The sequence below is a fragment of the Intestinimonas timonensis genome (genome assembly GCF_900626145.1).
GTDB lineage: Bacteria > Bacillota > Clostridia > Oscillospirales > Oscillospiraceae > Intestinimonas > Intestinimonas aquisgranensis.
Genome location: NZ_LR130817.1, coordinates 308,043 through 331,970 on the forward strand (window position 1 = coordinate 308,043; position 23,928 = coordinate 331,970).

Sequence of the window (23,928 nt, forward strand, 5' to 3'; positions counted from 1 at the left end):
TCAGGAAGGAGTTTCAATCTATGGACGAGCGGATTTTAGTGGTGGATGACGACCGGGAGATCGTAGGGGCCATCGCCATATTGCTGGAGCGGGAGGGCTATCAGGTCCTCCGGGCCTACAACGGTATGGAGGCCCTGGACCTGGCGCTGGACCCGGCCATCCGGCTCATCATTATGGATGTGATGATGCCCCGGCTGGACGGGCTCTCGGCGGTGCTGCGCATCCGGGAGAAGCGGAACCTCCCCATCATTGTCCTCTCCGCCCGCAGCGAGGAGACCGACAAGATCCTGGGCCTTTCGGTGGGGGCGGACGACTACGTGACCAAGCCCTTCAGCCCGCCGGAGCTGGTGGCGCGGGTCCGCAGCCAGCTGCGGCGGTACACCAGCCTGGGGGACGTCCACGCCGAGGGGCGGCTGGATGTGATCGTCAACGGCCGCCTCACCTACGACCCGGAGGGCATGTGCCTGAAGGCCGACGGGGAGCCGGTGAAGCTCACCGCCACCGAGACCCGGATCGTGGACCTCCTCATGCGGAACCTGGGCCGAATCTTCCCGGCGGAGGAGATCTACCGCCGGGTGTGGGAGGGGGAGTGCTTCGCCCCCGAGAACACGGTGATGGTCCACATCCGCCGCATCCGGGAGAAGATCGAGCTCAATCCCAAAAAGCCGGAATACTTGAAGGTGGTGTGGGGCATTGGTTACAAGATGGAAAAAATGGGTTAGTGTGATCGTCCTCTTTCTGGGGTTCTATCTCACCCTGACGGGCTGTGTGGGGACGTGGTACGCCGTCTGGGGACTGGTACCCCGGGGGCTGGGGCCGGAGGTGGTCTACCAGAGCGACTACCGGGATACGGCCTACTTCCGGCGGGAGATGACCGGCTATCTGTACGATGTCCTCAACTGCCTCCAGAGCGGGCGGACCTATCATCTCTGGACGAATGCCGATGTAAGCACCAACCTCCTCTACTCCGGGAGCTACCGGTCCGGGTACAACGACATCGTCTATACCAACACCGACTACGACCTGAGTCGTGGCCTGCCGGACGGGTATAGTTTTCTTCTGGCCTTCCGGAACGGGAAGGTGATCATCACCAAGGACGGGGAGACGGTAGACGTCTATGGCAACGGTTACTACACAAAGGACAGCCAGTGGGACGTGCCGGGCTATGTCAACCGGGACTCCAGCGGCCTGGAAAACTACACGGTTTACCTGGCCGTAGCCTCCCAGCCGGTGGACCACGGCTGGTGGGAGCCCATCTGGGATATGAAGCAGGTGATCACCTACGTTCGGTACGGCTATCTGGGCCTCTTCGGGGTATGGGCCGGTGCAGTGCTGTGCCTCACCCTGGCGGTGGTGCTGCGGAGGGCCAGGCGGGAGGCGAGAGCCGCAATCGCTGCCCGGACGGCCAGGGTGTGGTTCGAGGTCAAGGCCCTCTGGACGATCTTCCCGGCTTTCCTGTTCTGGCAGCTCCTCATTGGGGGCTTTTTCTGGGGGCTCAGTGCCTTCGCCGCCGTGACGGGGCTGGTCTTTCTGCTCTGCTACCCCGTGCTCCTTTATCTGACGGGGTGTGATCTGCGGCACAACAAGCAGGTTTGGAAAAACAGCCTGTGCGCCAGGCTTCTCTCCGGCGGAAAGTCAGCGGCTGGCGCCCTGTCCGCCCGTCAGGCCGCGGCGGCCCGATTGGCCTCCCACATCTGGTTCGAGTGGAAGCTGCTGCTGCTCGTCTTTTTGCCCTTCCCCGCCCTGTGGACCCTGTCCGAACTGCGGTGGGCTGTGAACTATGTGGAGTCTTTTCTGTTCTTCCTGGCCTTGTTTGTCCTGACTGCCGGACTGTGGCTGGCCACCTTCTATGTGCTCGTCTGTGACCTGCGCTGCAACCAAAAGCCGTGGCGCCACGGGCTGGTCGCTGCGCTGCTTCGTGGACTGGGGCGCCTGTGGCGGATTCTCCGGGGCGCCGAGCTCTCCCAGCCCCTGCGGCGGCGGTTCCTGGCCCGGATGGTGGTTGCGGCAGCGGGAGTCCTCATCCTGGCATTCCTGTCGCTGGTCACGGTGTTCGGGTACTGCTGGGACCACACGGGCCTCTCTTTCTTTGCGAGCATCCTGACAGCCCTTCTGGCGGTGCTGCTCCTGCTCCTCCCCCTGGCCTGGCTGCTGGACCGGACCTGGGTCCTCCTCCGTGACCTGGTCCCCCTCACCGATCAGCTCTCCACGCTGCGCTCCGGCGGGGCGGCCCAGCCCCTGACTCTGCCCGAGGGTTCTGACCTGTCCGCCGCCGCGGGCGACCTCAACCGGGTCCAGGAGGGCCTGCGCTCCGCTGTGGCCGAGCAGATGAAGAGCGAGCGGATGAAGGTGGAGCTCATCGCCAACGTCTCCCATGATTTAAAGACCCCGCTCACCTCGGTGGTGAGCTACGCCGCCCTGCTGGGGGAGGAGGAGGACCTGCCTCCCCATGTGAAGGATTATATCCGTATACTCAATGAGAAGGCGAGACGGCTCCAGGTCATGGTGCAGGACGTCTTTGAGGTGAGCAAGGCGGCCTCCGGGGAGCTGCCGCTGCACATGGAACAGCTGGACCTCACCCGCCTGCTGGACCAGACCATGGCCGACATGGACGAGACCATCCGCCGCAGCGGACTCACCTTCCGCACCACACTGCCCAGCAATCCGGTGTGGATCATCGCCGACGGGGACCGGCTATACCGGGTCTTTCAGAATCTGATCCAGAATGCCCTCCGCTACTCCCTGGAGGGGAGCCGGGTCTATGTCACTCTGGAGGTTGTTGAGGGCCGGGCAGTGGCCCGATTGAAGAATACCTCCCGGGACGAACTGCCCTCCGGGGTGGATTTCACCGCCCGGTTCGTCCGCGGGGACGTCAGCCGCACCGACGGCGGCAGCGGTCTGGGCTTGGCCATCGCCAGCAGCTTCACCGCCGCCTGTGGCGGCACCCTCCGGGTGGAGACCGATGCCGACCTCTTCACCGTGGAGGTGACCTTCCCCACCTCCGGCTGACGAAAACAGGGGGTGGGCAACCAAGCGCCCGTGTGGTATACTATACGTATATCACACGGGCAATTTTGGCGCGGAAAGGAAAGCCTATGGAATTCATCTATGAGGCCGAGCGGATCTATGTCAAGGACGCGTCCGGCCGCATGGAGGCCCAGGTCACCTTCCACCAGCGGTCCGACAGGGCCATGTCCATCGACCACACCTACGTCTCGCCGGAGCTCCGGGGGCAGGGGGCGGCGGGAAAGCTGCTGTCTGCCGCAGCCAAACGCTTCCGGCAGCGGGAACTGAAGGTGGTGCCGGTGTGCTCCTACGCCGTGGCCTGGTTCCGGGACCATCCGGAGGAATCGGACCTTTTGAAGTGATACCGCCGCCATACATGCGGATCAGAGAATTTTAAGAAGGAGAGATTTGGAACATGAGCTTTGTACTGCCCGCGTACCACGCCCCCGACTTTGCAGCCCTGGGCCTCAGCGAGGCCCCCGATGTGTCTCTGGTCCCCGCCCCCAAGGACGGGGTGGTGCCCGAAGGATACCACGCCACCACCATGTTCCCGGAGTATTTCCGCCTGGGCGGCCGCTGGGTTCTGGCCCAGGAGAGCCGTATGGACTGCGTGGCCGTCTGCCGGGACGGCAATGTCTCTATCGTGGAGTTCCGCAATGTGAAGGCGGGAGACCCGGTGGCGGTGGGCCGCACCGAGGACGGCAGTCAGGGCATCTATGTCCACACCACCGGTTTTGAGGAGGACCGGGAGGCGGCGGGGGAGGCCTTCTCCTTCCGTCAGGGCCGCAGCCGTGAGACGGCCTACTCCATGGACTACGACTCCATGTATGAGCTCCTCCGCCACGAGCGGGAGCACGGCAATATCCTGTGGGTCATGGGTCCCGCCTGCACCTTTGACGCCGACGCCCGTGCCGCCTTCGCCGCCCTGGTGCGGGAGGGCTTTGTGGACGGGGTACTGGGGGGCAACGCACTGGCCACCCACGACCTGGAGGCCGGCTGCCGGGGCACCGCTCTGGGCCAGGACATCTATACCCAGCGCAGCCAGCCCAACGGCCACTATAACCACATCGACACCATCAATGACGTCCGCCGCCTTGGCTCCATCCAGGCCTTCGTGGACTCCGGCGCCGTGAAGGACGGCATCATCTACGAGTGCGTGAAGAAGGGCGTTCCCTTCGTGCTGGTGGGCTCCGTCAGGGACGACGGTCCTCTGCCCGAGGTGTACGGCAATGTGTACGAGGGCCAGGACGCCATGCGCAACCTGATCCGGAAGGCCACCACCATCATTTGCATGGCCTCCACCCTACATACCGTGGCCACCGGCAACATGACCCCCTGCTACCGGGTGGTGGATGGGGTGGTCCGTCCCCTCTACTTCTACTCGGTGGATATCTCGGAGTTTGCCGTCAACAAGCTCCGGGACCGGGGCAGCCTGACGGTCAAGACCATCGTCACCAATGTTCAGGACTTCATCGTCCATGTGAAAAACGGCGTCTGCGGCTGAATATAGAGCACAAAAAACGGCGTGTGCAGTATGGCACACGCCGTTTCTGTGTTATTCGCCCCACAGATCGGCGGGGTAGAGCCCTTCTTTGGTCATACGGGCGATGGCGGCCACCACCACCGGCTTATCCTCGTGGTAGGTGACGCCGTACCAGCGGTCCCGGCTGCGCAGGACCTTCACCCGGGCCTTGCCCTCCTCGATGAGAGCGCTCACCACGCTGGGCAGGAAATATTCCCCCTTGACGGGGTCTGTCTCCAGGGTCCGGTCCAGGAAAGCGGGGAAGCGGGCTTCGGCCTCGGTGAGGAAGCTGCGGGTGAAGCCCCACAGGTTCATGGACACGATGGTGTCCCCGGCCAGGTGTTCCCAGGTCTGTCCGTCGTCCCGGGTGGAGCGGGCATTGTCCCCGTCCTTTTCGATGTGGGTGTGCTCGGTGACGCTCTGGAGAAAGTGGTCGGCCGTCTCCACACACACCCCACGGGCTACGTGACCGTGCTCGGTGACGGTGTTCCCCAGCAGGTAGCCCACCATGGCGTATTCATAGCAGCCGGGCTGGTCTTCATGGGTGGAGAGGTAGTCGTACATCTCCCGAAAAGCCTCAGGGCCGTAGTAGTCGTCGGAGTTGATGACGGCGAAGGGACCGTCTACTACCTTCCGGGCAGCCAGAATGGCATGGCAGGTGCCCCAGGGCTTCACCCGGCCCTCGGGAACGGTGTAGCCCTCAGGCAGGTCGTCCAGCTCCTGATAGGCGTAGCGCACGTCCATCACCTTGCTCAGCCGGTCGCCGATGCCGGCCTTGAAGGTCTCCTCAATGGCGTGCTTGATGACGAAGACCACCGTCTCAAACCCCGCCCGACGGGCGTCGTAGATGGAGTAGTCAATGATGAGCTCTCCGTGTTCCCCTACGGGGTCCAGCTGCTTGAGGCCGCCGTACCGGCTGCCCATACCGGCGGCCATCACCACCAAAACAGGTTTCTGCATGTTCGTATCCTCCTTGTGCTCCGTGTCTCTCACCGCTATTTTACACGCTGGAAGCGAAAAAGGGAAGAGGCGTTTCAGCGCCCCTCTCTGGGGAGCCGGAGGAGGATTTCCAAATATTTTTTCGTGGCAGGCGTTTGATTGTTGGAATTCCAACTGACTTTTGAGTTCTGATATGGGATAATCCATACAGAAAATGAGGAGGGACCGGAAATGAGGAGAAAAGACCGGGAGATGGATGTGGAGTTTGCCCGGATGGTGCTGGACAAGTGCGAATACGCGGTGCTGGGTATGACCGGCCCGGAGGGCTGGCCCTACAATGTGCCGGTGACCATCGTCCGCCGGGGGGAGGAGCTCTTCTTTCACTGTGCCTTGGAGGGGCAGAAGGTGGACTGCCTCCGCCGGGACAGCCGGGTGTGCGTGACGGCGGTGGGGGACACCCACATTCCGCCCGACAAGTTCACCACCGAGTATGAGTCGGCGGTGGCCTTCGGCCTGGCCGAGGAGGTCACCGATCCGGCGGAAAAGACCGAAGCCCTGCGCCTGCTGTGCCAGCGGCACGTCCCCTCCAACATGGCGGACTTCGAGACCTCCGTTACCCGGAGCCTGGACCGCACCGGCGTGTGGCGGGTGCGGATCACCAGTTTGACCGGCAAGCGGAAGAAGTACGATGCCGCCGGGAAAGAAATGAAATTCGGAAGGATGGAATAAAGAATGGAGCGCAAGATCATCAAGATCGACCAGGAGAAGTGCAACGGCTGCGGCCTGTGCGCGGCCGCCTGCCACGAGGGTGCCATCGGCATGGTGGAGGGCAAGGCCCGGCTGCTGCGGGAGGACTACTGCGACGGGCTGGGGGACTGCCTGCCCGCCTGCCCCACCGGGGCCATCACCTTTGAGGTCCGGGAGGCCCCGGCCTATGACGCCGCCGCCGTGGAGGCGGCCAAAGCCGCCAAGGCCGCCCAGACGTCGGCCCCTCTGCCCTGCGGCTGCCCCGGCAGCCAGTCCCGGAGCATCCAGCGCACCCCCTGCGCCGCCCCTGCCGCTCCCGCCGCCCCGGAGGAGAGCCAGCTCTCCCAGTGGCCGGTGCAGATCAAGCTGGTGCCGGTGAACGCCCCCTACTTTGACAGCGCTAAGCTGCTGGTGGCCGCCGACTGCACCGCCTATGCCTATGCCGCCTTCCACCGGGACTTCATCCGAGGGCGGATCACCCTGGTGGGCTGCCCCAAGCTGGATGAGGGGGATTATGCCGACAAGCTCACCGAGATTCTACGGCGCAACGACATCAAGAGCGTCACCGTGGTGCGCATGGAGGTGCCCTGCTGCGGCGGCCTGGAGAACGCCGTGAAGCGTGCCCTCCAGAACTGCGGCAAGCTCATCCCCTGGCAGGTGACCGTCATCTCCACCGACGGCCGTATCCTGGACCTGTAAGGGGAAAAATGCTGCCCCGGAGCCATGGCTCCGGGGCAGCGTTTTATGATTCTTCGTCCTCTCTGGCCCAATCCAGGCTGCGCTTCACTGCACGGTGCCAGCCCTTCAGCAGCTTTTCCCGCCGGTCGTCGGCCATGTTCGGAGTGAAGGTCACGTCCTTCCGCCAAAGCCCCCGAATCTCCTCACGATCCTTCCAGACCCCCACCGCCAGACCGGCCAGGTAGGCGGCGCCCAGGGCAGTGGTCTCCCGGATGACGGGCCGGACGACATCAGTGCCCAGAATGTCGGCCTGGAACTGCATCAAAAAGCTGTCCCGGCTGGCTCCGCCGTCGGCCCGGAGTGCCTGGAGGGGGACACCGGTGTCCTTCTCCATGGCGGCAGCCAGGTCCCGGACCTGGTAGGCGATGGATTCCTGGGCTGCCCGGATGATATGCTCCCGGCGGGTGCCCCGGGTGATGCCCACCAGGCAGCCCCGGGCGTACATGTCCCAGTAGGGGGCCCCCAGACCGGTGAAGGCGGGCACCAGGTAGACCCCGCCGGTGTCGTCTACCTTTTGGGCGTAGTACTCGGCGTCACGGCTCTCGGTGAGGAAGCGCAGCTCGTCCCGGAGCCACTGGATGACGGCGCCGCCCACAAAGACGGAGCCCTCCAGGGCATACTGGACCGTGCCGCCCAGACCCACGGCGATGGTGGTGATGAGGCCGTTACCGCTGATACAGGGGGTCTCACCGGTGTTCATGAGGAGGAAGCAGCCGGTGCCGTAGGTATTTTTGGCCTCTCCGGGGGCGAAGCAGGTCTGGCCGAAGAGGGCGGCCTGCTGGTCTCCGGCGATGCCGGCGATGGGCACCTTGTCCTTCCCAAGCTGGGCATAGCCGTAGATCTCACTGGAGGAGCGGACCTCCGGCAGCATGGCCCGGGGAATATTGAGGGCTTTTAAGAGAGTGTCATCCCAGTCCAGACGGCGGATGTCGAAGAGCATGGTCCGGGAGGCGTTGGTCACGTCGGTGACGTGGACCGCCCCGCCGGTGAGCTTCCAGAGGAGCCAGGTGTCCACGGTGCCAAAGAGGATCTCGCCCCGCTCGGCTTTCTCCTGGGCGCCCTCCACGTGGTCCAGGAGCCACCGGATCTTGGTGGCGGAGAAGTAGGCGTCGGGGACCAGGCCGGTGGTGCTGTGGATGTGGTCTCCCAGGCCGTCGGAGAGGAGCTTGTCCACCAGGGGGGCGGTGCGGCGGCACTGCCAGACGATGGCGTTGTGGATGGGCCTGCCCGTGGCCTTATCCCAGAGAATGGTGGTCTCCCGCTGGTTGGTGATGCCGATGGCGGTCACCTCTGCAGGAGAGACCCCGGTCTTGGCCAGTACCTCCATCATGACGGCATACTGAGAGGACCAGATCTCCATGGGGGCGTGCTCCACCCAGCCCTCTCTGGGGTAGAGCTGGGGGAACTCCTTTTGAGCCACCCCGGCGATGGTCTGGCCCCCATCGAATAAAATGGCCCGGGAGCTGGTGGTGCCCTGGTCCAGGGCCAGGATATATCTGCCCATACGCTTGCCTCCAAACGTGGTTGTTTTGACCAGTTTACCACATTCAAGCCGGTTTGGATACTCCAAACTTGTTTCTCTTGCCAAGACGTGCGGGAAATGCTATGATGAGACAAAGAGCGTCCCCGCCTGGAGCGGGCAAAAGAAAGGCGTGAGGACATGTTTACCACAGAGGTCAGGGTGAAGGCCCTGCCGGTGCGGGAGTGGCTTGACAGCTATTGTTTTCCGGATCTGTTCCGGGATGCCTGCCTCCACTGTCCGGACCACAACATGAACTGGTCTTGTCCGCCGGGATTACCGTCGGCGGAAGAGCTTTTGGGGGGCTACCGTACCGTTTACCTCATTGGGATCAAGGTGATCTACGATGCCGAGCAGCGGGCCGTTGCTTTGCTCTCCCCCCAGGCGGCGGACGCGGTCAGGAGCGCCAGCTATGGCGTAGTGAAGAAGGCCCTGCTGGAGGTACTGCTCCAGCTGGAGCAGGCGGTGCCCGGCTCCTATACCGTGGCGGCGGGGCGCTGTGAGCAGTGTGAGAAGTGCAGCCGGATCATTGGGCGGATCTGTCGGCGTCCGGAGCGGCTGCGGTATTCTTTCTCCGCCTTCGGTTTCGACCTTACCGGACTGGCCCGGGACCAGCTGGATCTGGAGCTGCTGTGGGCCAAGGAGGGCCTGCCGGAGTATAACGTGGCGGTGGCCGCGTTCCTGACGAGGTAAGATCATGGGTACCGAACTGGAGCAGAAATATGTGGTGGATTCCACGCGGCCCTGGGCGGTCCAGACCCAACTCCTTGCCCAGCTGAGCCGGGCGGGCTATCAGGTGGCCTTTCTGGAGGAAAAGCCTCAGCAGGATACCTATTTCGACACCCCTGAGGAGGCCGTTCTCAAGGAGGACGGCTCTCTGCGCCTCCGGGAGAAGGGAGAGAAACGCCTCCTTTCTGTGAAGTCCATGCTCCGCAGCCAGGAGGGCACCTTTCTTCGCCGGGAGGACGAGCTGATCCTGGGCCAGGAGGCTGACCCCATGGTCTTCCTGCGTGAGCGTCTGCCGGGGGTGAGCCTGGAGCAGCTGCGCCCCACAGTGGTGGTGGTCAACCGCCGCCGTACCTATGAGGTGTCCCGGACGGCGGGTGGACGGTTTGAGCTGGCCTTTGACGATGTGACCTATCAGAATCCGGGTACCGGCCGGGAATATAGGGAGCGTCAGGTGGAGATCGAGGCTCTGTCCGGTACGGAGGAGGAGCTGGCCCGTGTGGTGTCCGCCCTGCGTCTCCCTGAGCTGCGTCCGGCTGCCGAGTCTAAATACCAGCGGGCCGTGTGGCTCACTGCCGCAGAGAAGGCCCGATAACGGCGGGGAGGAAGAGGGACCATGAGGAAAAAACTGCTGCGGCTGCTGAGCCTGCTGGTGACGGGAGCAGCGGCCATCGTATGGACTGTCAACTGTGTGATATTGGCGGTGTATACCCGCCACAACCCGCCTCCGGAATTCCTGCTGCCGCTGAACATCCTCTGTGCCGTCCTGTTTTGGTTTGCCTTTCTGATTCGGCTCTACTACTTTGTCAAAAGCAGAGGAGAGAAACCTAAGGAATAAAAAAATCCCGGCTCCGTGAGGAGCCGGGATTTTTTGTCCATTTATAGATCCTTGACCATGATGTTTTCGTGGATGCCGGGAAGGATGCAGTCGGGCACATAGCCCACCTTCTTGAAGCCAAGGGACTGGTAGAGGTTCTTGGCTCTGGGGTTGAAGTGGCTCACCAGCAGGGAGCACTTCTTGTAGCCCAGGGACCGGGAGACGCCGATAAAGGTCTCCAGCAGCACGTGACCAATGCCCATGCCCCGGAAGGACTTCTTCACGCCCAGCAGGGCCAGGTAGGGGAAGGTGCCGAAGAAGCCGTCGGGCTCCACCCACATGCACCCTGCCACCTCGTCCTGGGAGGTGAGGGCGATCCACAGCTCACCCCGGCTGATGGCAGTGGAGAGCTGTTTGTCCAGCCGCCCCTCCTGGGAGAAATAGTGGTCGTAGAGGGCGCTGTCCAGGAAGACTTTATGGCAGGCGCTCAGGCGGCTCTCGTCCGCCTTGGTGATCCGCACATTCATGGACGCACCTCCCACTCAGAAATAAGTATAGTTCTTGGGTTTGACGCTCCAGCCAATGGCCTTCTGGATGTCATCGGCATAGCTGGGGTCGGTGAGCTGCATGCGGTCGTACGCCAAAAATTCCTTCAGGGGGATGGCGCCCATCACCAAGGAGGAAAGGTCGGCGATGGGGGTGGAGAGGGTGACGTCAGCCTCGCCCTTGTCCACCAGGGCCACCCTGTCCCCCTCCACCTTCAGCAGGAAGGTGCCATCGTTGTGGGAGAGGAAGGTGTCCCGGACCTGGAGGGCCAGGGTGAAGGGCCGGGAGACCGGCGACTCACAGTGGGTCTGGACGGCAAAATACTGCTTCACGTCAAAGATGCGGACCATATAGCCCATGGTCTTGCGGCCGATCTCGTGGATGCAGCCGTCATGGGCCCGGTTCTCACCGGTGTCGGGGTTCTTGAACATGACGTGGAGGTATTCGTCGGGGGAGAAGATGCGCACCCGCTCGATCTGATCCACCTGGGAGGCGAAGAAGGTCATGAACTGCTTGAGGGTGTCCACGTCCTCCCAGATCATCTCCCGGACCATCAGGTCATGGTACATGTCGGTGTAGTGATCCACCTCCACGAACTCGAAGGTGAGGTAGCCGGTGATCCGGCCCTCCCTGCGGCAGACCACCACGTAGGGCATATCAAAGATGCGGTGGGGGTCCATGTAGTGGTGGACCGTGGCGCCGTTGGTCTTTTCGGCCCAGGCGCGGTAGAAGCGCAGGATCTCTTCCTTGTCGTCGGGACCGGCGTAGGACAGACCGGACTTGTCCCCGAAGGAACGGATCATGCTGGGTTTGGGCTGATAGAGGATGCTCTCGTTGCAGTACCCGTAGCCCATCTTCCGGTAGAAGGAGGGCATGAAGGGGTGCAGACAGCCGATGGCTGTACCGAGCTTTTGGTAATACCCCATGAGGACGCGGAGCATGGTCATGGCCGTGTGCTCCTTCTTCCGGAGGAAGTTGGTGGACACATAGGCCGCCGCTCCCATGGGCATCATCACGCCTCTGACGTTGAGGGTGAAATCCATCATCAGAATAGAACCCACCAGGGTCCCATCGTCGTCAAAACAGCCGAGGTAGCGTCCCTCGTCCGGCTGGTACAGCTCGCTTTCCATGTTCCGAAGGAGGGCGTCCGGCGTCTTGGACGGGAAGGCGCTCACCACGTTGCGGGCGAGCTGATCTCGTTCGGAGGGGAGAACGAACCTGATTTCCATTGATACACTCCTTTGCTGGCAGCGTGGGGAAAATGGGATAAAAACCAGACCCTGCCCATAAATGGCGGCAAGGCCTGATCTTTTGTTCTGCTGGAGGCCGGCTGGACGACCTCCGCGCACCTGCTTTGACAGCCTACATTATCGCAGGCTTTCTCCGGCTTGTCAAACCGTTTTTTACAGATATAACAAAAGGAGAAGGAGATCAAGAGAAAAAACTTGACAAAAAGCCTTTGACGTCGTAAAATTGCCATAGCTGGGATTTGTCCGCGAGGCAGTGGACAGTCAGCAAGGTAATGGATGCGAAGCAGCGTCCTGAACGGGGAATCGATGTGATTTATCCTGCGTTCAGGGCGCTTTTTGTTTTTCGGCGGCGCCGGATAGGGTGCCGGTCAACGGGAAAGGAGCGAAGTGAGCATATGAACTCCTTCAGCGTGCGTACCAAGATCATGACGGGGGGCGGATTGGAGACCCTTGCCCCCAAGCTGCACCGGGTCTTCATCGTCACGGACGGCTTTATGTCCTCCAGCGGGAAAGTGAGCTACATCACCGATGTGCTGGATCAGGCCGGGGCGGAGTACCGCATTTTCGACCAGGTGAAGGCCGATCCTGACATTGCCACCGTCACCAAGGGCGTGGACACCATTCTGGAGTTCAAGCCCGACGCTGTCATTGCCTTCGGCGGCGGCTCCCCCATCGATGCGGCCAAGGCCATCGTCTTCTTCGCCGCCAAGGCCTGCGACATGCGGGACTGCCAGTTTATCGCGGTGCCTACCACCAGCGGCACCGGCTCCGAGGTGAGCCGCTTCGCCGTCATCACCGACCCGGAGAAGGAGGTCAAGTACCCCCTGGTGGAGGACAGCCTCCTGCCCGATGTGGCCATTCTGGACGCTGTGCTCACCGCCAGTGTGCCCCCCTCCGTCACCGCCGACACCGGCATCGACGTCTTCACCCACGCGGTGGAGGCTCTGGTGTCCACCGCCGCCAACGACTTCTCCGACGCGGCGGCCGAAAAGTCCATCAAGCTGGTGCGCAAGCATCTGCTCACCGCCTACCGGGAGCCGGAGAACATGGAGGCCCGTCAGGGCATGCACAACGCCTCCTGCCTGGCCGGTATCGCCTTCTCCAACTCCGGCCTGGGTCTCAACCACGGCATGGCCCACGCCTTGGGCGCCCGGTTCCACATCCCTCACGGCCGGGCCAACGGCATCCTGCTTCCCTATGTGATGAGCTTCAACGCAGGCTGTGCCGAGAGCCTCACCCCTGTGGCCAAGCGGTATGCCAAGATCGCCCGTCTGCTGGGCCTGGAGAGCTCCAGCGTCCGCCAGAGTGCCCTGAACCTCATCCGCACCGCCCGGAAGTATGTGGAGCAGTTCCACATCCCCTCCAGCATCCAGGCCGCCGGCGTGAACAAAGAGGAATTCGAGGCCGAGCTGGACGCCATGGCGGAGGCCGCCCTGGCCGACCGCTGCACCGCTACCAACCCCAAGCCCTGCACCAAGGAGGATATTCTCCAGGTATTCCGGAAAGCCTATATCGGGAAGCTGCCCTGAGTCCGACGGCTGCGGTCGGCGCTGCCGGCCGCAGCCGAAAGAAGAGAAAAGCATTGACAATGCTTCTTTTGGCTGATAAAATATACAAAAAGCATCGGTGCGATTTCAGATGCTTTTGTATAAAAGTGGCGGAAGGCGCGCCGTTAGTGCCGGAAGCAGCGCGGATCGATAGGAAACGCAGGTGTTTGAGCCGAGCGATGGAGCTCCCAGGGATTGATGCTGAAAAAGATTGATCCTGTGGGGGCTTTTTTGTCAGGTGATACCGCTGCTCATGGAAGGATGGTGAGCGCCATGATCGAATTGGATGAGAAAAAACGAATTATTCAGGAGTTCGTCCCCGGTAAGCAGGTGACACTGTGCCATGTGATCGCCAGCCCGGACGACTCCCTTTATACGAAGCTGGGTCTGATCGATGCGAGGGGTGCCATCGGCATCATGACCATCACCCCCAGTGAGGCCGCCATGATCGCCGCCGATGTGTCCACCAAGGCTGCGGCGGTGGAGATCGGCTTTGTGGACCGGTTCAACGGTTCGCTGGTCATCACCGGTGATGTGGCCGCCGTGGAGGCCGCCCTCCACAGTGTGATGCAGGTGCTGTGCGACATGATGGGGTATAGCCCCACGCCTATGACCAAGACCTGAGGCCGGTGGAAATGGAAGAACGAAAGAAGAGGATCATCCTCATTGGACGCTCGGCGGCGGGAAAGACCACCCTGTGCCAGCGGATCAACCATGAGGATCTAACTTATCACAAGACCCAGACAGTGCAGGTCATCAATCAGACCATGATCGATACGCCGGGGGAATATCTGGAGCGCCGTTATTTTCGGGGCGCCCTGATGGTGACGGCGGCGGACGCGGATGTGATCGTCTTTGTCCAGGACGCCACCGAGGATGGGACCATGTTCCCTCCGGCCTATAACAGCCAGTTTGCCAAGCCCGCCCTCGGTGTGGTGACCAAGTGTGACATTGCCACGCCGGAGCAGGTGGAACGCGCCAAGCAGTACCTGCGTATGGCGGGAGCGAACCAGATGTTCGTGACCAGCAGCGTCAGCGGCGAGGGAGTCGATGAGCTGCTGCGGTTCCTGGGGTACTTGTAGCGGGCGGACGGACGCCGGCATAGCAAGGAGGAAGAAGTGGAATGTACAAGGACGGGATCCGGGTGGTCATCGCCGACGATGAGCCCATCACCCGAATGGACTTGAAAGAGCTGCTGTCGGAAGAGGGCTATCAGGTGGTCGGAGAGGCTGCCGACGGCTTCGACGCTGTGGAGGTCTGCAAGCAGTGCCGGCCCGACCTGGTGCTCATGGACATCAAGATGCCCCTGCTGGACGGCCTGTCCGCCGCCAAGATCGTGTATGAAGAAAACCTGGCCGACACAGTGATGATGCTCACAGCGTACAGTGAGCGGGAATTCGTGGATCAGGCCAAAGACATCGGGGTGGCCGGCTATCTGGTCAAGCCCATTGACGAAAAATCCCTGGTCCCCAGCATCGAGCTTGCGGTGGCCCGCAGCAAGGACATGAAGAAGCTCCGAAAGGATATGCAGAAGGTGTCTGAGCGGCTGGAGAACCGCAGCATCATCGAGAAGGCCAAAGGCCAGGTCATGGCCCAGGAGGGCATGACCGAGCAGGACGCCTATGATTACATCCGGAAGCTCAGCCAGACTAAGAACCTGTCCATGCGCCGGGTAGCCGAGATCATCTTGATGAAGTCCGGGGGTCAGTGAGAGATGGACATCATCTGGGAGCTGTGCAAGAAATATACGGACCTCACAGAGGAGGAGATCGCCACCATACAGGGTATGAGCGCGGTGCTCCAACCCCTGGCTAACCTGGAGGACGCCGATATTTTCATCGACTGCCCCTCCTGGGATGGAGATGCCATCGTGGTGGCCGAGGCGAAACCCTCCTATGTGCCATCCTCCTATAAAAAGACCGTGGTGGGCCTGCTGGCCCGGAAGGAGAACGAGCCCGCTGTGGCGCGGACCTTCCGGCTGGGGGTGGCCACCAAACAGATGAAGGCCGTGACCCAGGAAAATGGCCGCACCATTCAGTCGGTGGAGCCCATCAAGAACACCGCCGGCGATCGGGTCATCGGCGTGCTCATCCGTGAGCAGCGGGTGGATGAGCAGCGGCAGATCAGTGAGCGGCTCCACTTTTCCGAGCAGAGCTACGAGCAGATCGCCAACGCCCTGAGCCACATGGTGGGCAGCAACAACTGGCTTACCGAGTGTATCGACGAGGCGTTGCTGATGGTGGACCGGACAGGCGTCGTTGCCTTCCGGAACTCCCTGGCCCGGGACCTCTACCGTCAGTTGGGCTACATAGAAGACCCATTGGGGCAGGTTTACGAGAATGTACGTCTGGTGGACTCAGTGGATGATGCCGACCAGTCGGGCTATTCCGTCATCGAAATCACCGTGGGTCGGCACAGCCTTTCCGTGAAACGTATCCAGCTGGAGAGTGAAGACATGGCCTTTGCCGTGGTCATCCAGGACAACACCTGGAAGAAAGAACAGGAAAAGGCCCTGATCTTGAAATCAGTGGCCATCAAGGAGATGCACCACCGGGTCAAGAACAATCTCCAGACCATCGCCAGCCTCCTGCGGCTTCAGGTCCGGCGTTCGGACAACGAGGAGACCCGGAAGGTTCTGGGCGAGAGTATGAACCGCATCCTCTCCATTGCCACCACCCATGAGCTGCTGGCCCAGAGCGGTGTGGATCAGGTGAAGATCGGTGAGGTCATCCTCAATATCAAAAACAATACCGTCCGCTACTTCGCGCGCCCCCACTTCGACGTAAATATCACCCTGGAGGGGGACGATTTCGAAGTAGATTCCGATATTGCCACCTCAGTGGCCCTCATCATCAACGAGCTGCTGCAAAATTCCCTCCAGTACGCCTTCCAGGACCGGGAGAGCGGACTGATCCGCATCGTGGTGACCCGCGGGGAGCTGTATTCCCGCATCGAGGTCATCGATGACGGCAGCGGTTATGATGTGGAGAATGTCCGCACCGACCGGCTGGGCCTGTCCATTGTCCAGACCATGGTGAAGGATAAGCTCCGGGGGAACCTGGGTGTGGAGTCGGGACCGGGCGGAACCCATGTAACCTTTGACTTCAAAAATCAAATCGTAGACGCGGCCAGTGTGACGTAACACAGGCCGGAAAACGGAGCGACGCAGCTCGGATGCGCGGGGGAGAGAAAAAGCCCCTGTGTGTTCGGGCTGCCTGTTTTTACAGGACCAACCACCAAAAATGGAAAGCAGGTGAACGCCTTGCATGAAGTGATCCTCAGCGTGGGCATCGACATCGGCACCTCCACGACACAGCTCATTTTCAGCAGGCTGACCATTGAGAACCGGGCCAGCAGCTATACCGTGCCGCGGATCCAGATCGTGGACAAAGAGGTCATCTACCGCAGCCTCATCTATTTTACGCCTCTGAAGTCCAATACGGAGATCGACGCCGATGCAGTAAAGAAAATTGTCCGGGACGAGTATCAGGCCGCCGGCATGACGCCGGAGGATGTTCGGACCGGCGCGGTGATCATCACCGGTGAGACCGCCCGTAAGGAAAACGCCAACGAGGTGCTGGAAGCCCTCTCCGACCTGGCCGGAGACTTTGTGGTGGCCACCGCAGGACCCGACCTGGAGTCGGTCCTCTCGGCCCGGGGCGCCGGTGCCGACAAGCTCTCGGAAGAGCACCGGACCGCCGTGGCCAATCTGGACGTAGGCGGCGGCACCACCAACATTGCAGTCTATGAGAAGGGTACCCTCCGTGGGGTGAGCTGCTTGGACATTGGCGGCCGCCTCATCAAGGTGGACAAGGGCAGGGTAACCTATCTCTTCCCAAAGATACAGGCATTGGCCAAGTCCCACGGCATCGACCTCCAGGTGGGCGACCCGGCGGAAGAGCAAAAGCTCCGCCAGATCTGCGCCCTGATGGCCGACCAGCTGGCTCAGTCCCTCCACCTCAAGAAGATGGATGGGGACCATATGGGACTCTATACCAACGACGGCAAGCCCCTCCCCGCCGAACCGGAGATCAAGGCCATCACCTTCTCCGGCGGCGTTGCCGACTGCGTCTATCAGCAGATGGAGGGTGACCTTTTCCGTTACGGCGACATCGGCGTGCTGCTGGGTCAGGCGATCCGGTCCAACCCGGACCTCCAGACCGTGCAGCTCTTCCGGGCCGCCGAGACAATACGGGCCACGGTGGTGGGCGCGGGGACGCATACCACCGAGGTGAGCGGGAGTACGATCCATGTCGAAGCAGACCGGCTCCCGATCAAGAACATCCCCATCCTCAAGGTGTCCGAGGAGGACGAGGCGTCGCTGGAGACGTTTCGCTCTTCCATCACCAGGCAAATGCCGCTGTACAAGCCAGAGGGCAAGGTGGAACAGATCGCCATTGCCTTCAACGGGGAAACGCGCACCAGCTTTGCGGAGGTCCAGGACCTCGCAGCGGCCATCATCGAAGCAGCGAAGGAGGTGATCGACAGCAGTTATCCCTTGATCCTTGTGGTGGAAGCCGATATCGGCAAAGTGCTGGGGAACGCGGTGAACGTGATGCTGGACTACAAGAAAGACGTCATCTGCATCGACGGCATCAAGACCCTCAGCGGAGACTACGTGGACATCGGCGAACCCGTCGCGGACGGGCATGTGGTGCCCGTGGTGATCAAGACCCTGATCTTCAATTCTTAAAAAGTACGAGAGGTGAAGTAGCGTGATTCTCAAAACGAAGCTGTTTGGCCATGTGTACGAGTTCAAGAGCGTGCGCGAGGTTATGGCCAAGGCCAATGAGGAAAAGTCCGGCGACAAGCTGGCAGGCATCGCCGCCGAGACTGCCGAGGAAAGAGTCGCCGCCAAGGTGGTCCTTTCTCACCTTACTTTAAATGATCTGCGCAATTCCCCCGCCGTCCCCTACGAAGAGGACGAGGTTACCCGTATTATCCAGGACGCCGTCAACGAGACCATCTTCAACGAGTTCAAGAACATGACGGTGGCCGAGTTCCGTGAGTGGCTCCTCAGCGAGAGCACCACCACCGAGATGATCCGGCACGCTTCCCGCGGCCTGACCTCCGAGATCGTGGCCGGCGTCTGTAAGCTGATGAGCAACCTGGACCTCATCTATGCCGCTAAGAAGATGCGTGTGTCCGCCCACTGCAACACCACCATCGGTCTGCCCGGCACTTTCTCTTCCCGCCTGCAGCCCAACCACACCACCGATGACCCCAAGGGCATCATCGCTTCCGTTATGGAAGGTCTGTCCCTGGGCTGCGGCGACGCCGTCATCGGCCTGAACCCCGTGGACGACTCCCTGGAGTCTGTGGCCCGCATCCTGAAGATGTTCGACGAGTTCAAGCGGAAGTGGGAGATCCCCACCCAGATCTGCGTGCTGGCCCACGTGACCACCCAGACCGCTGCCGCCGACAAGCTGGGCGCTCCTCTGGACCTGATGTTCCAGTCCATCGCCGGCAGCCAGAAGGGCAACGAGGCCTTCGGTCTGACCGCCGAGATGCTGGACGAGGGCCGCGCCACCATGCTCAGCCGCGGCACCTGCACCGGCCCCAACGTGATGTACTTCGAGACCGGCCAGGGCTCCGAGCTCTCCTCTGACGCCCACAACGGCTGGGACCAGGTCACCATGGAGGCCCGCTGCTACGGCTTTGCCAAGCGCTATCAGCCCTTCCTGGTCAACACCGTCGTTGGCTTCATCGGCCCCGAGTACCTGTACGATTCCAAGCAGGTCACCCGCGCCGGCCTGGAGGACCACTTCATGGGCAAGCTGACTGGTGTTCCCATGGGCTGCGACGCCTGCTACACCAACCACATGAAGGCCGACCAGAACGACATCGAGAACCTGGCCACCCTGCTGGTCGCCGCTGGCTGCAACTACGTCATGGGCGTGCCCGAGGGCGATGACTGCATGCTGATGTATCAGTGCACCGGCTATCATGAGGCCGCTGCCCTCCGTGAGATCTTCGGCCTGCGTCCCATCCACGAGTTCGATATGTGGCTGGAGAAGATGGGCTTCTCCGAGAACGGCAAGCTGACCGCCAAGGCTGGCGACGCTTCCGTGTTCCTGGCGAAATAAGGGAGGAGGTGTGATTCATGGATGAGAAAGATCTGAGAACAATCATTGAGCAAGTGCTCAGCGAGATGAACGTGAGCGGTTCCGCCGCCCCCGCTGTCGAGGCCGCCTGTGCCAAGGCCTGCGAGGCGCCCGCCAACATCGAAGACGGCTGCATCCCCGATATCACCGAGGTGGATATCCGCAAGCAGTATCTGGTGGAGAATCCTGAGCACGGCGAGGAGTATGCCGAGCTGAAGATGAATGCTCCCTGCCGTCTGGGCATCGGCAAGGCCGGCGCCCGCTATAAGACGCTCCCCCAGCTGGAGTTCCGCGCTGCCCACTCCGCCGCCCAGGACGCCGTGTTCAACGACGTGGACGAGGAGTTCGTGAAGTCCCAGGGCCTGTTCATCGTGCAGACCCAGTGCGACAGCAAGGACACCTACCTGACCCGCCCCGACCTGGGCCGTAAGCTCAGCCCCGAGGCCGTGGCCACCATCAAGGAGAAGTGCAAGAAGAACCCCACCGTCCAGATCTATGTGGCTGACGGTCTGTCTTCCGCCTCCGTGGCCGCCAACATCCCCGATCTGCTCCCCGCCATCATGCAGGGCCTGCAGAACTACAAGATCGACGTGGGCACTCCCTTCTTCGTGAAGTTCGGCCGTGTGGCCGTCATGGACGAGATCTCCGAGCTCACCGGCGCCGAGGTCACCTGCACCCTCATCGGCGAGCGTCCCGGCCTCATCACTGCCGAGTCCATGTCCGCCTACATCGCTTACAAGGCCACCGTGGGCATGCCTGAGGCCCGCCGCACCGTGGTTTCCAACATCCACCGGAATGGTACCATCCCCGCCGAGGCCGGCGCTCACATCGCCGACATCATCAAGATCATGCTGGAGAAGAAGGCCAGCGGCACTGATCTGAAACTGTAAGGAGTAGGGAGGAAATTCTACCATGAAAAGAGATCCCGTAAGAGCAACCGTATTGGCCACCAAGATCATCCCTAACGTGGCTCCTGATATGGCCAAGGAGCTGGGCCTGCTGCCCGGCGAGAAGTCCCTGGCCCTGGTCACTGCCGACTGCGATGATGTGACCTATACCGCTCTGGACGAGGCTACCAAGAAGGCCGACTGCCGCGTGGCCTACGCCAAGAGCTTCTACGCCGGCGCTGCCAACGCCAACACCAAGCTGGCCGGTGAGATCATCGGCATCCTGGCCGCCCCCAACCCCGCTGAGGCTAAGGCTGGTCTGGCTGCCTGCGTGGACATGATCGAGAACGTGTGCCACTTCGTCTCTGCCAACGAGGACGATACCATTGTTTACTACGCCCACTGCATCTCCCGGACCGGCTCCTACCTGTCCGAGGCCTGCGGTATCCAGGAGGGCGAGGCCATTGCCTACCTGATCGCTCCTCCTCTGGAGGCCATGTACGGCGTCGATGCCGCTCTGAAGGCCGCCGACGTTCGTCTGTGCGTGCTGTACGCGCCCCCCAGCGAGACCAACTTCGGCGGCGGTCTGCTCACCGGCAGCCAGTCCGCCTGTAAGTCCGCCTGCGACGCTTTCGCCGCCGCTGTGGAGTTCGTGGCCGACAACCCCATCGACTGATCCCCATCGCCTGATTCGTTCACAAGAGAGGGCCGGTAGCGCCGGCCCATGATGGAGGTACTGAATGAAGGCTTTGGGTATGATCGAAACCCGTGGCCTGGTGGCCTCGATTGAGGCCGCCGATGCCATGGTAAAGGCGGCAAATGTCACCCTGACGTGTAAGGAACACGTGGGCGGCGGCCTGGTGACCGTCATGGTCCGTGGCGACGTCGGCGCCGTGAAGGCGGCGGTCGACGCCGGTGCGGCCGCGGCGGAGCGGGTCGGTGAGCTGGTGTCCGTGCACGTCATCCCGAGACCGCATGAGGAGCTCGAGGGCATGTTGACGACGCCCGCGCCGGTCACGCCCACTCCCAAGCCCCCCAAGGAGCCTGAGAAGGTCCAGGAGCCTCCGGTGAGCGAGCCCCCCGCCCCCCAGCCTGAACCCCAGCCGGAGCCGGAGGCCCCGGCAGAGGAAAAGGCCGAGGAAGGGGAGAGCCTGCAGCTCGCCGACCTGACGGATGAGGTCCTGGAGGCCATGCCTGTGGTCAAGCTGCGTTCCGTCGCCAGGAGCGTAGGCTTGGACACCATGACCCGCAAGGAGATCCGATTCGCCAAGAAAGAGGAGCTTGTGGCGGCCATTCGAGCGTTTCGGGGACGTTAAAATCCGCTGAAGATGACGGAATGTCATATGGGAAGCATCCCTCAAGAGGAGAGTTGATTAAATGCAGCTTTACGATAAAGACCTGCTGTCTATGCAAGAGGTCCGTGAGCTGGTGGAGGCGGCGAAGGAGGCCCAGAAGGAACTGGCCAATATGACCCAGTCCCAGGTGGACCACATCGTCCGTGCCATTGCCGACGCCGGCGTGCGCAACGCCCGGCGGCTGGCCGAGATGGCGAACGAGGATACCGGCTTCGGCAAGGTCGAGGATAAGATCATCAAGAACATCTTCGGCAGCCGCGGCGTCTACGAGTATATCAAGGACATGAAGACTGTGGGTGAGCTGGAGCGGGACGACGTCAAGAAGGTCCGCACCATCGCCGTGCCCATGGGCGTCATCGCCGGTCTGGTTCCCTCTACCAACCCCACCTCTACCACCCTTTACAAGGCGGAGATCGCCATTAAGGCGGGCAACGCCATCGTGTTCTCCCCCCATCCCACGGCACTGCGCTGCATCATGGAGACCGTCAAGGTCATCCGGCAGGCCATTGCCGAGGCTGGCGGCAACGAGAACCTGGTCTCCTGCATCACCATCCCCACCATGGAGGCCACTGACAACCTGATGCGTCACCGGGACGTGGCCATGATTCTGGCCACCGGCGGCTCCGCCATGGTCCGCGCGGCCTATTCCTCCGGCACCCCCGCCATCGGCGTGGGCCCGGGCAACGGCCCCGCTTACCTGGAGAAGACCTGCGACCTGCCTCTGGCGGTCAAGCGCATCATGGACTCCAAGACCTTCGACAACGGCACCATCTGTGCCTCTGAGCAGTCTATCATCTGCGATGAGGACATGGTTCCCGCCGTCAAGGCTGAGATGGAGAAGCAGGGCGCCTACTTCCTGGACGACGCCGAGCGTGAGAAGCTGGGCAAGTTCATCCTCCGCGCCAATGGCACCATGAATCCCGAGATCGTGGGCCGCAGCGTGGAGACCATCGCCAAGCTGGCCGGGCTGGACAAGGTGCCCGCCACCGCCCGGGTCCTGGTGGCCCGTGAGGACGGCGTGGGCCGCGGCCATCCCTACTCCAACGAGAAGCTGGGACCCATCCTTGCCTTCTTTACCGGCACGGATTACAAGGACGTGTGCGACAAGGTGTGCACTATCCTCCACTACGAGGGCGCCGGCCACACCTTCTCCATGCACACCAATAACGATGAGATCGTGGACTACTTCGCCAAGCGGGTGCCCGCCTCCCGCATCATGGTGAACACCCCCTCCGCCCTGGGCGGCATCGGCGGTACCACCGGTCTCATGCCCGCCCTCACTCTGGGCTGCGGCGCCGTGGGCGGCTCCGCCACCAGTGAGAACGTGGGTCCCATGCAGCTCCTCAACACCCGCAAGGTGGCCTATGGCATCAAGGAGCTGGACGAGATCCGGGCTGACCTGCCTGACTGCTCCGACGGTATCTGCCGGCTGCGCACCAGCGATGTGAGCGAGGCCGATGTGGAGGATATCGTCCGCAAGATCATGGCCCGTCTCAAGGATCTGTAAGACTGATTTTTAGGAGGAACTATTTATGGCTACTATGCAAGCACTTGGCATGATCGAGACCAAGGGTCTCGTTGCCTCCATCGAGGCCGCCGATGCCATGGTCAAGGCCGCCAACGTCACCCTCATCGGCAAGGTCCACGTGGGCGGCGGTCTGGTGACCGTCATGGTCCGCGGCGACGTGGGCGCTGTCAAGGCCGCCACCGATGCCGGCGCTGCCGCTGCCGAGCGCGTGGGCGAGCTGATCTCCGTCCATGTCATTCCCCGTCCCCACGAGGAAGTGGAGTTCATCCTCCCCTCCCTGGATAAGCAGTAACCATTTTCCCCATCCCCTGCGGTGGAGCGGGGGCTGGGCGGCGTGAGCCGTCCAGTCCCCTGACCGCCGCCCGGATGGTATAGGAGTGTATGAATATGGCTAGTATGCAAGCACTTGGTATGATTGAGACCAAAGGCCTGGTCGCCTCCATCGAGGCCGCCGATGCCATGGTCAAGGCCGCCAACGTCACCCTCATCGGCAAGGTCCATGTGGGCGGCGGTCTGGTGACCGTTATGGTCCGTGGCGACGTGGGCGCTGTTAAGGCGGCCACCGATGCCGGCGCCGCCGCCGCTGAGCGTGTGGGCGAGCTGGTTTCCGTCCACGTGATCCCCCGTCCCCACGAGGAAGTGGAGTTCATCCTCCCCAGCCTGGAGAAGTAAGACCGGCGTAAGCCGTATCAAACCT

Annotated in this window: 25 protein-coding genes and 1 pseudogene; 22 read left to right on the forward strand and 4 right to left on the reverse strand. The window is 62.0% G+C overall.

All coding sequences use genetic code 11. The annotated features are described in order from the left end of the window. Positions 1–20: 20 nt before the first annotated feature. The 4 genes from E0E29_RS07645 to E0E29_RS07660 all read left to right on the forward strand — a co-directional run bounded on the left by E0E29_RS07645 (position 21) and on the right by E0E29_RS07660 (position 4,510). Complete coding sequence (locus E0E29_RS07645) at positions 21–722, forward strand: response regulator transcription factor (protein ID WP_130849359.1); 702 nt, start codon at positions 21–23, stop codon at positions 720–722. After that, positions 694–3,009, forward strand: coding sequence for a sensor histidine kinase (locus E0E29_RS07650; protein ID WP_130849360.1), 2,316 nt, complete (start codon positions 694–696; stop codon positions 3,007–3,009). Before E0E29_RS07645 ends, E0E29_RS07650 begins: the two co-directional genes overlap by 29 nt. 86 nt (positions 3,010–3,095) lie before the next feature. After that, positions 3,096–3,368: a GNAT family N-acetyltransferase gene (locus E0E29_RS07655; RefSeq protein ID WP_130849361.1), complete on the forward strand. Its 273-nt coding sequence runs from the start codon at positions 3,096–3,098 to the stop codon at positions 3,366–3,368. Between the two features lie 53 nt (positions 3,369–3,421). Beyond that, complete coding sequence (locus tag E0E29_RS07660; protein WP_130849362.1) at positions 3,422–4,510, forward strand: putative NPN-dependent ornithine cyclodeaminase; 1,089 nt, start codon at positions 3,422–3,424, stop codon at positions 4,508–4,510. 51 nt (positions 4,511–4,561) lie between these two features. Here E0E29_RS07660 and E0E29_RS07665 read toward each other — a convergent pair whose 3' ends face one another. Further along, positions 4,562–5,488, reverse strand: coding sequence for a nucleotidyltransferase family protein (locus E0E29_RS07665; protein ID WP_130849363.1), 927 nt, complete (start codon positions 5,486–5,488; stop codon positions 4,562–4,564). Positions 5,489–5,698: 210 nt separating this feature from the next. Between E0E29_RS07665 and E0E29_RS07670 the strand changes: the two genes are divergently transcribed. Both E0E29_RS07670 and E0E29_RS07675 read left to right on the forward strand, forming a co-directional pair. Next, positions 5,699–6,196 carry a pyridoxamine 5'-phosphate oxidase family protein gene (locus tag E0E29_RS07670; RefSeq protein WP_130849364.1) on the forward strand — a complete coding sequence of 166 codons (498 nt, stop codon included), beginning with the start codon at positions 5,699–5,701 and terminating at the stop codon, positions 6,194–6,196. A 3-nt stretch (positions 6,197–6,199) separates the two neighbouring features. Then, positions 6,200–6,913 (forward strand): ATP-binding protein, encoded by a 714-nt coding sequence (locus E0E29_RS07675; RefSeq protein WP_130849365.1) that lies wholly within the window; start codon positions 6,200–6,202, stop codon positions 6,911–6,913. Between the two features lie 43 nt (positions 6,914–6,956). On the opposite strand, the gene glpK is transcribed toward E0E29_RS07675, so the two are convergent. Then, positions 6,957–8,456 (reverse strand): glycerol kinase GlpK, encoded by a 1,500-nt coding sequence (gene glpK / locus E0E29_RS07680; protein WP_130849366.1) that lies wholly within the window; start codon positions 8,454–8,456, stop codon positions 6,957–6,959. Between the two features lie 156 nt (positions 8,457–8,612). On the opposite strand from glpK, the gene E0E29_RS07685 reads away from it, so the two are divergent. Genes E0E29_RS07685 through E0E29_RS07695 form a run of 3 tightly spaced genes read left to right on the forward strand, consistent with a single transcriptional unit; the run spans position 8,613 to position 10,035 of the window. Then, positions 8,613–9,164, forward strand: a complete 552-nt coding sequence (locus E0E29_RS07685) for a DUF2284 domain-containing protein (RefSeq protein ID WP_130849367.1) — start codon at positions 8,613–8,615, stop codon at positions 9,162–9,164. Positions 9,165–9,168: 4 nt separating this feature from the next. Beyond that, positions 9,169–9,792 (forward strand): CYTH domain-containing protein, encoded by a 624-nt coding sequence (locus E0E29_RS07690; protein WP_130849368.1) that lies wholly within the window; start codon positions 9,169–9,171, stop codon positions 9,790–9,792. A gap of 21 nt (positions 9,793–9,813) precedes the next feature. Beyond that, positions 9,814–10,035 carry a hypothetical protein gene (locus E0E29_RS07695; RefSeq protein ID WP_130849369.1) on the forward strand — a complete coding sequence of 74 codons (222 nt, stop codon included), beginning with the start codon at positions 9,814–9,816 and terminating at the stop codon, positions 10,033–10,035. 41 nt (positions 10,036–10,076) lie between these two features. On the opposite strand, the gene E0E29_RS07700 is transcribed toward E0E29_RS07695, so the two are convergent. Both E0E29_RS07700 and E0E29_RS07705 read right to left on the reverse strand, forming a co-directional pair. Continuing rightward, a complete protein-coding gene (locus E0E29_RS07700) occupies positions 10,077–10,541 on the reverse strand; it encodes a GNAT family N-acetyltransferase (RefSeq protein ID WP_130849370.1) in 465 nt (154 codons plus the stop codon). Between the two features lie 15 nt (positions 10,542–10,556). After that, complete coding sequence (locus E0E29_RS07705) at positions 10,557–11,789, reverse strand: GNAT family N-acetyltransferase (RefSeq protein WP_130849371.1); 1,233 nt, start codon at positions 11,787–11,789, stop codon at positions 10,557–10,559. Between the two features lie 416 nt (positions 11,790–12,205). On the opposite strand from E0E29_RS07705, the gene E0E29_RS07710 reads away from it, so the two are divergent. From E0E29_RS07710 to eutM (E0E29_RS07770), 13 genes and pseudogenes are all read left to right on the forward strand, one after another. Further along, the gene (locus tag E0E29_RS07710) at positions 12,206–13,339 is read left to right on the forward strand and encodes a 1-propanol dehydrogenase PduQ (protein WP_130849372.1); all 1,134 of its coding nucleotides are present in this window, start codon (positions 12,206–12,208) and stop codon (positions 13,337–13,339) included. 291 nt (positions 13,340–13,630) lie between these two features. Further along, entirely contained in the window at positions 13,631–13,981 is a 351-nt protein-coding gene (gene eutS, locus E0E29_RS07715) for an ethanolamine utilization microcompartment protein EutS (RefSeq protein WP_130849373.1), read from the forward strand. A gap of 11 nt (positions 13,982–13,992) precedes the next feature. Continuing rightward, positions 13,993–14,439 (forward strand): EutP/PduV family microcompartment system protein, encoded by a 447-nt coding sequence (locus E0E29_RS07720; protein WP_130849374.1) that lies wholly within the window; start codon positions 13,993–13,995, stop codon positions 14,437–14,439. 41 nt (positions 14,440–14,480) lie between these two features. Beyond that, a complete protein-coding gene (locus E0E29_RS07725) occupies positions 14,481–15,068 on the forward strand; it encodes an ANTAR domain-containing response regulator (protein WP_130849375.1) in 588 nt (195 codons plus the stop codon). A 3-nt stretch (positions 15,069–15,071) separates the two neighbouring features. After that, the gene (locus tag E0E29_RS07730; RefSeq protein ID WP_130849376.1) at positions 15,072–16,499 is read left to right on the forward strand and encodes a sensor histidine kinase; all 1,428 of its coding nucleotides are present in this window, start codon (positions 15,072–15,074) and stop codon (positions 16,497–16,499) included. Between the two features lie 120 nt (positions 16,500–16,619). Then, positions 16,620–18,050: an ethanolamine ammonia-lyase reactivating factor EutA gene (gene eutA / locus E0E29_RS07735; protein WP_130849377.1), complete on the forward strand. Its 1,431-nt coding sequence runs from the start codon at positions 16,620–16,622 to the stop codon at positions 18,048–18,050. 22 nt (positions 18,051–18,072) lie between these two features. Beyond that, a complete protein-coding gene (locus E0E29_RS07740) occupies positions 18,073–19,443 on the forward strand; it encodes an ethanolamine ammonia-lyase subunit EutB (RefSeq protein WP_130849378.1) in 1,371 nt (456 codons plus the stop codon). Positions 19,444–19,460: 17 nt separating this feature from the next. Further along, entirely contained in the window at positions 19,461–20,351 is an 891-nt protein-coding gene (gene eutC / locus E0E29_RS07745; protein WP_130849379.1) for an ethanolamine ammonia-lyase subunit EutC, read from the forward strand. A 22-nt stretch (positions 20,352–20,373) separates the two neighbouring features. Next, entirely contained in the window at positions 20,374–21,024 is a 651-nt protein-coding gene (gene eutL / locus E0E29_RS07750) for an ethanolamine utilization microcompartment protein EutL (RefSeq protein ID WP_130849380.1), read from the forward strand. A gap of 64 nt (positions 21,025–21,088) precedes the next feature. Further along, positions 21,089–21,346 (forward strand): annotated as a pseudogene (locus E0E29_RS19100) (BMC domain-containing protein); the annotation flags it as partial. Between the two features lie 379 nt (positions 21,347–21,725). Next, entirely contained in the window at positions 21,726–23,210 is a 1,485-nt protein-coding gene (locus E0E29_RS07760; RefSeq protein WP_130849382.1) for an acetaldehyde dehydrogenase (acetylating), read from the forward strand. A 25-nt stretch (positions 23,211–23,235) separates the two neighbouring features. Then, a complete protein-coding gene (gene eutM, locus E0E29_RS07765) occupies positions 23,236–23,523 on the forward strand; it encodes an ethanolamine utilization microcompartment protein EutM (protein ID WP_130849383.1) in 288 nt (95 codons plus the stop codon). Positions 23,524–23,618: 95 nt separating this feature from the next. Then, the gene (eutM, locus tag E0E29_RS07770; protein ID WP_130849384.1) at positions 23,619–23,903 is read left to right on the forward strand and encodes an ethanolamine utilization microcompartment protein EutM; all 285 of its coding nucleotides are present in this window, start codon (positions 23,619–23,621) and stop codon (positions 23,901–23,903) included. Positions 23,904–23,928 lie beyond the last annotated feature (25 nt).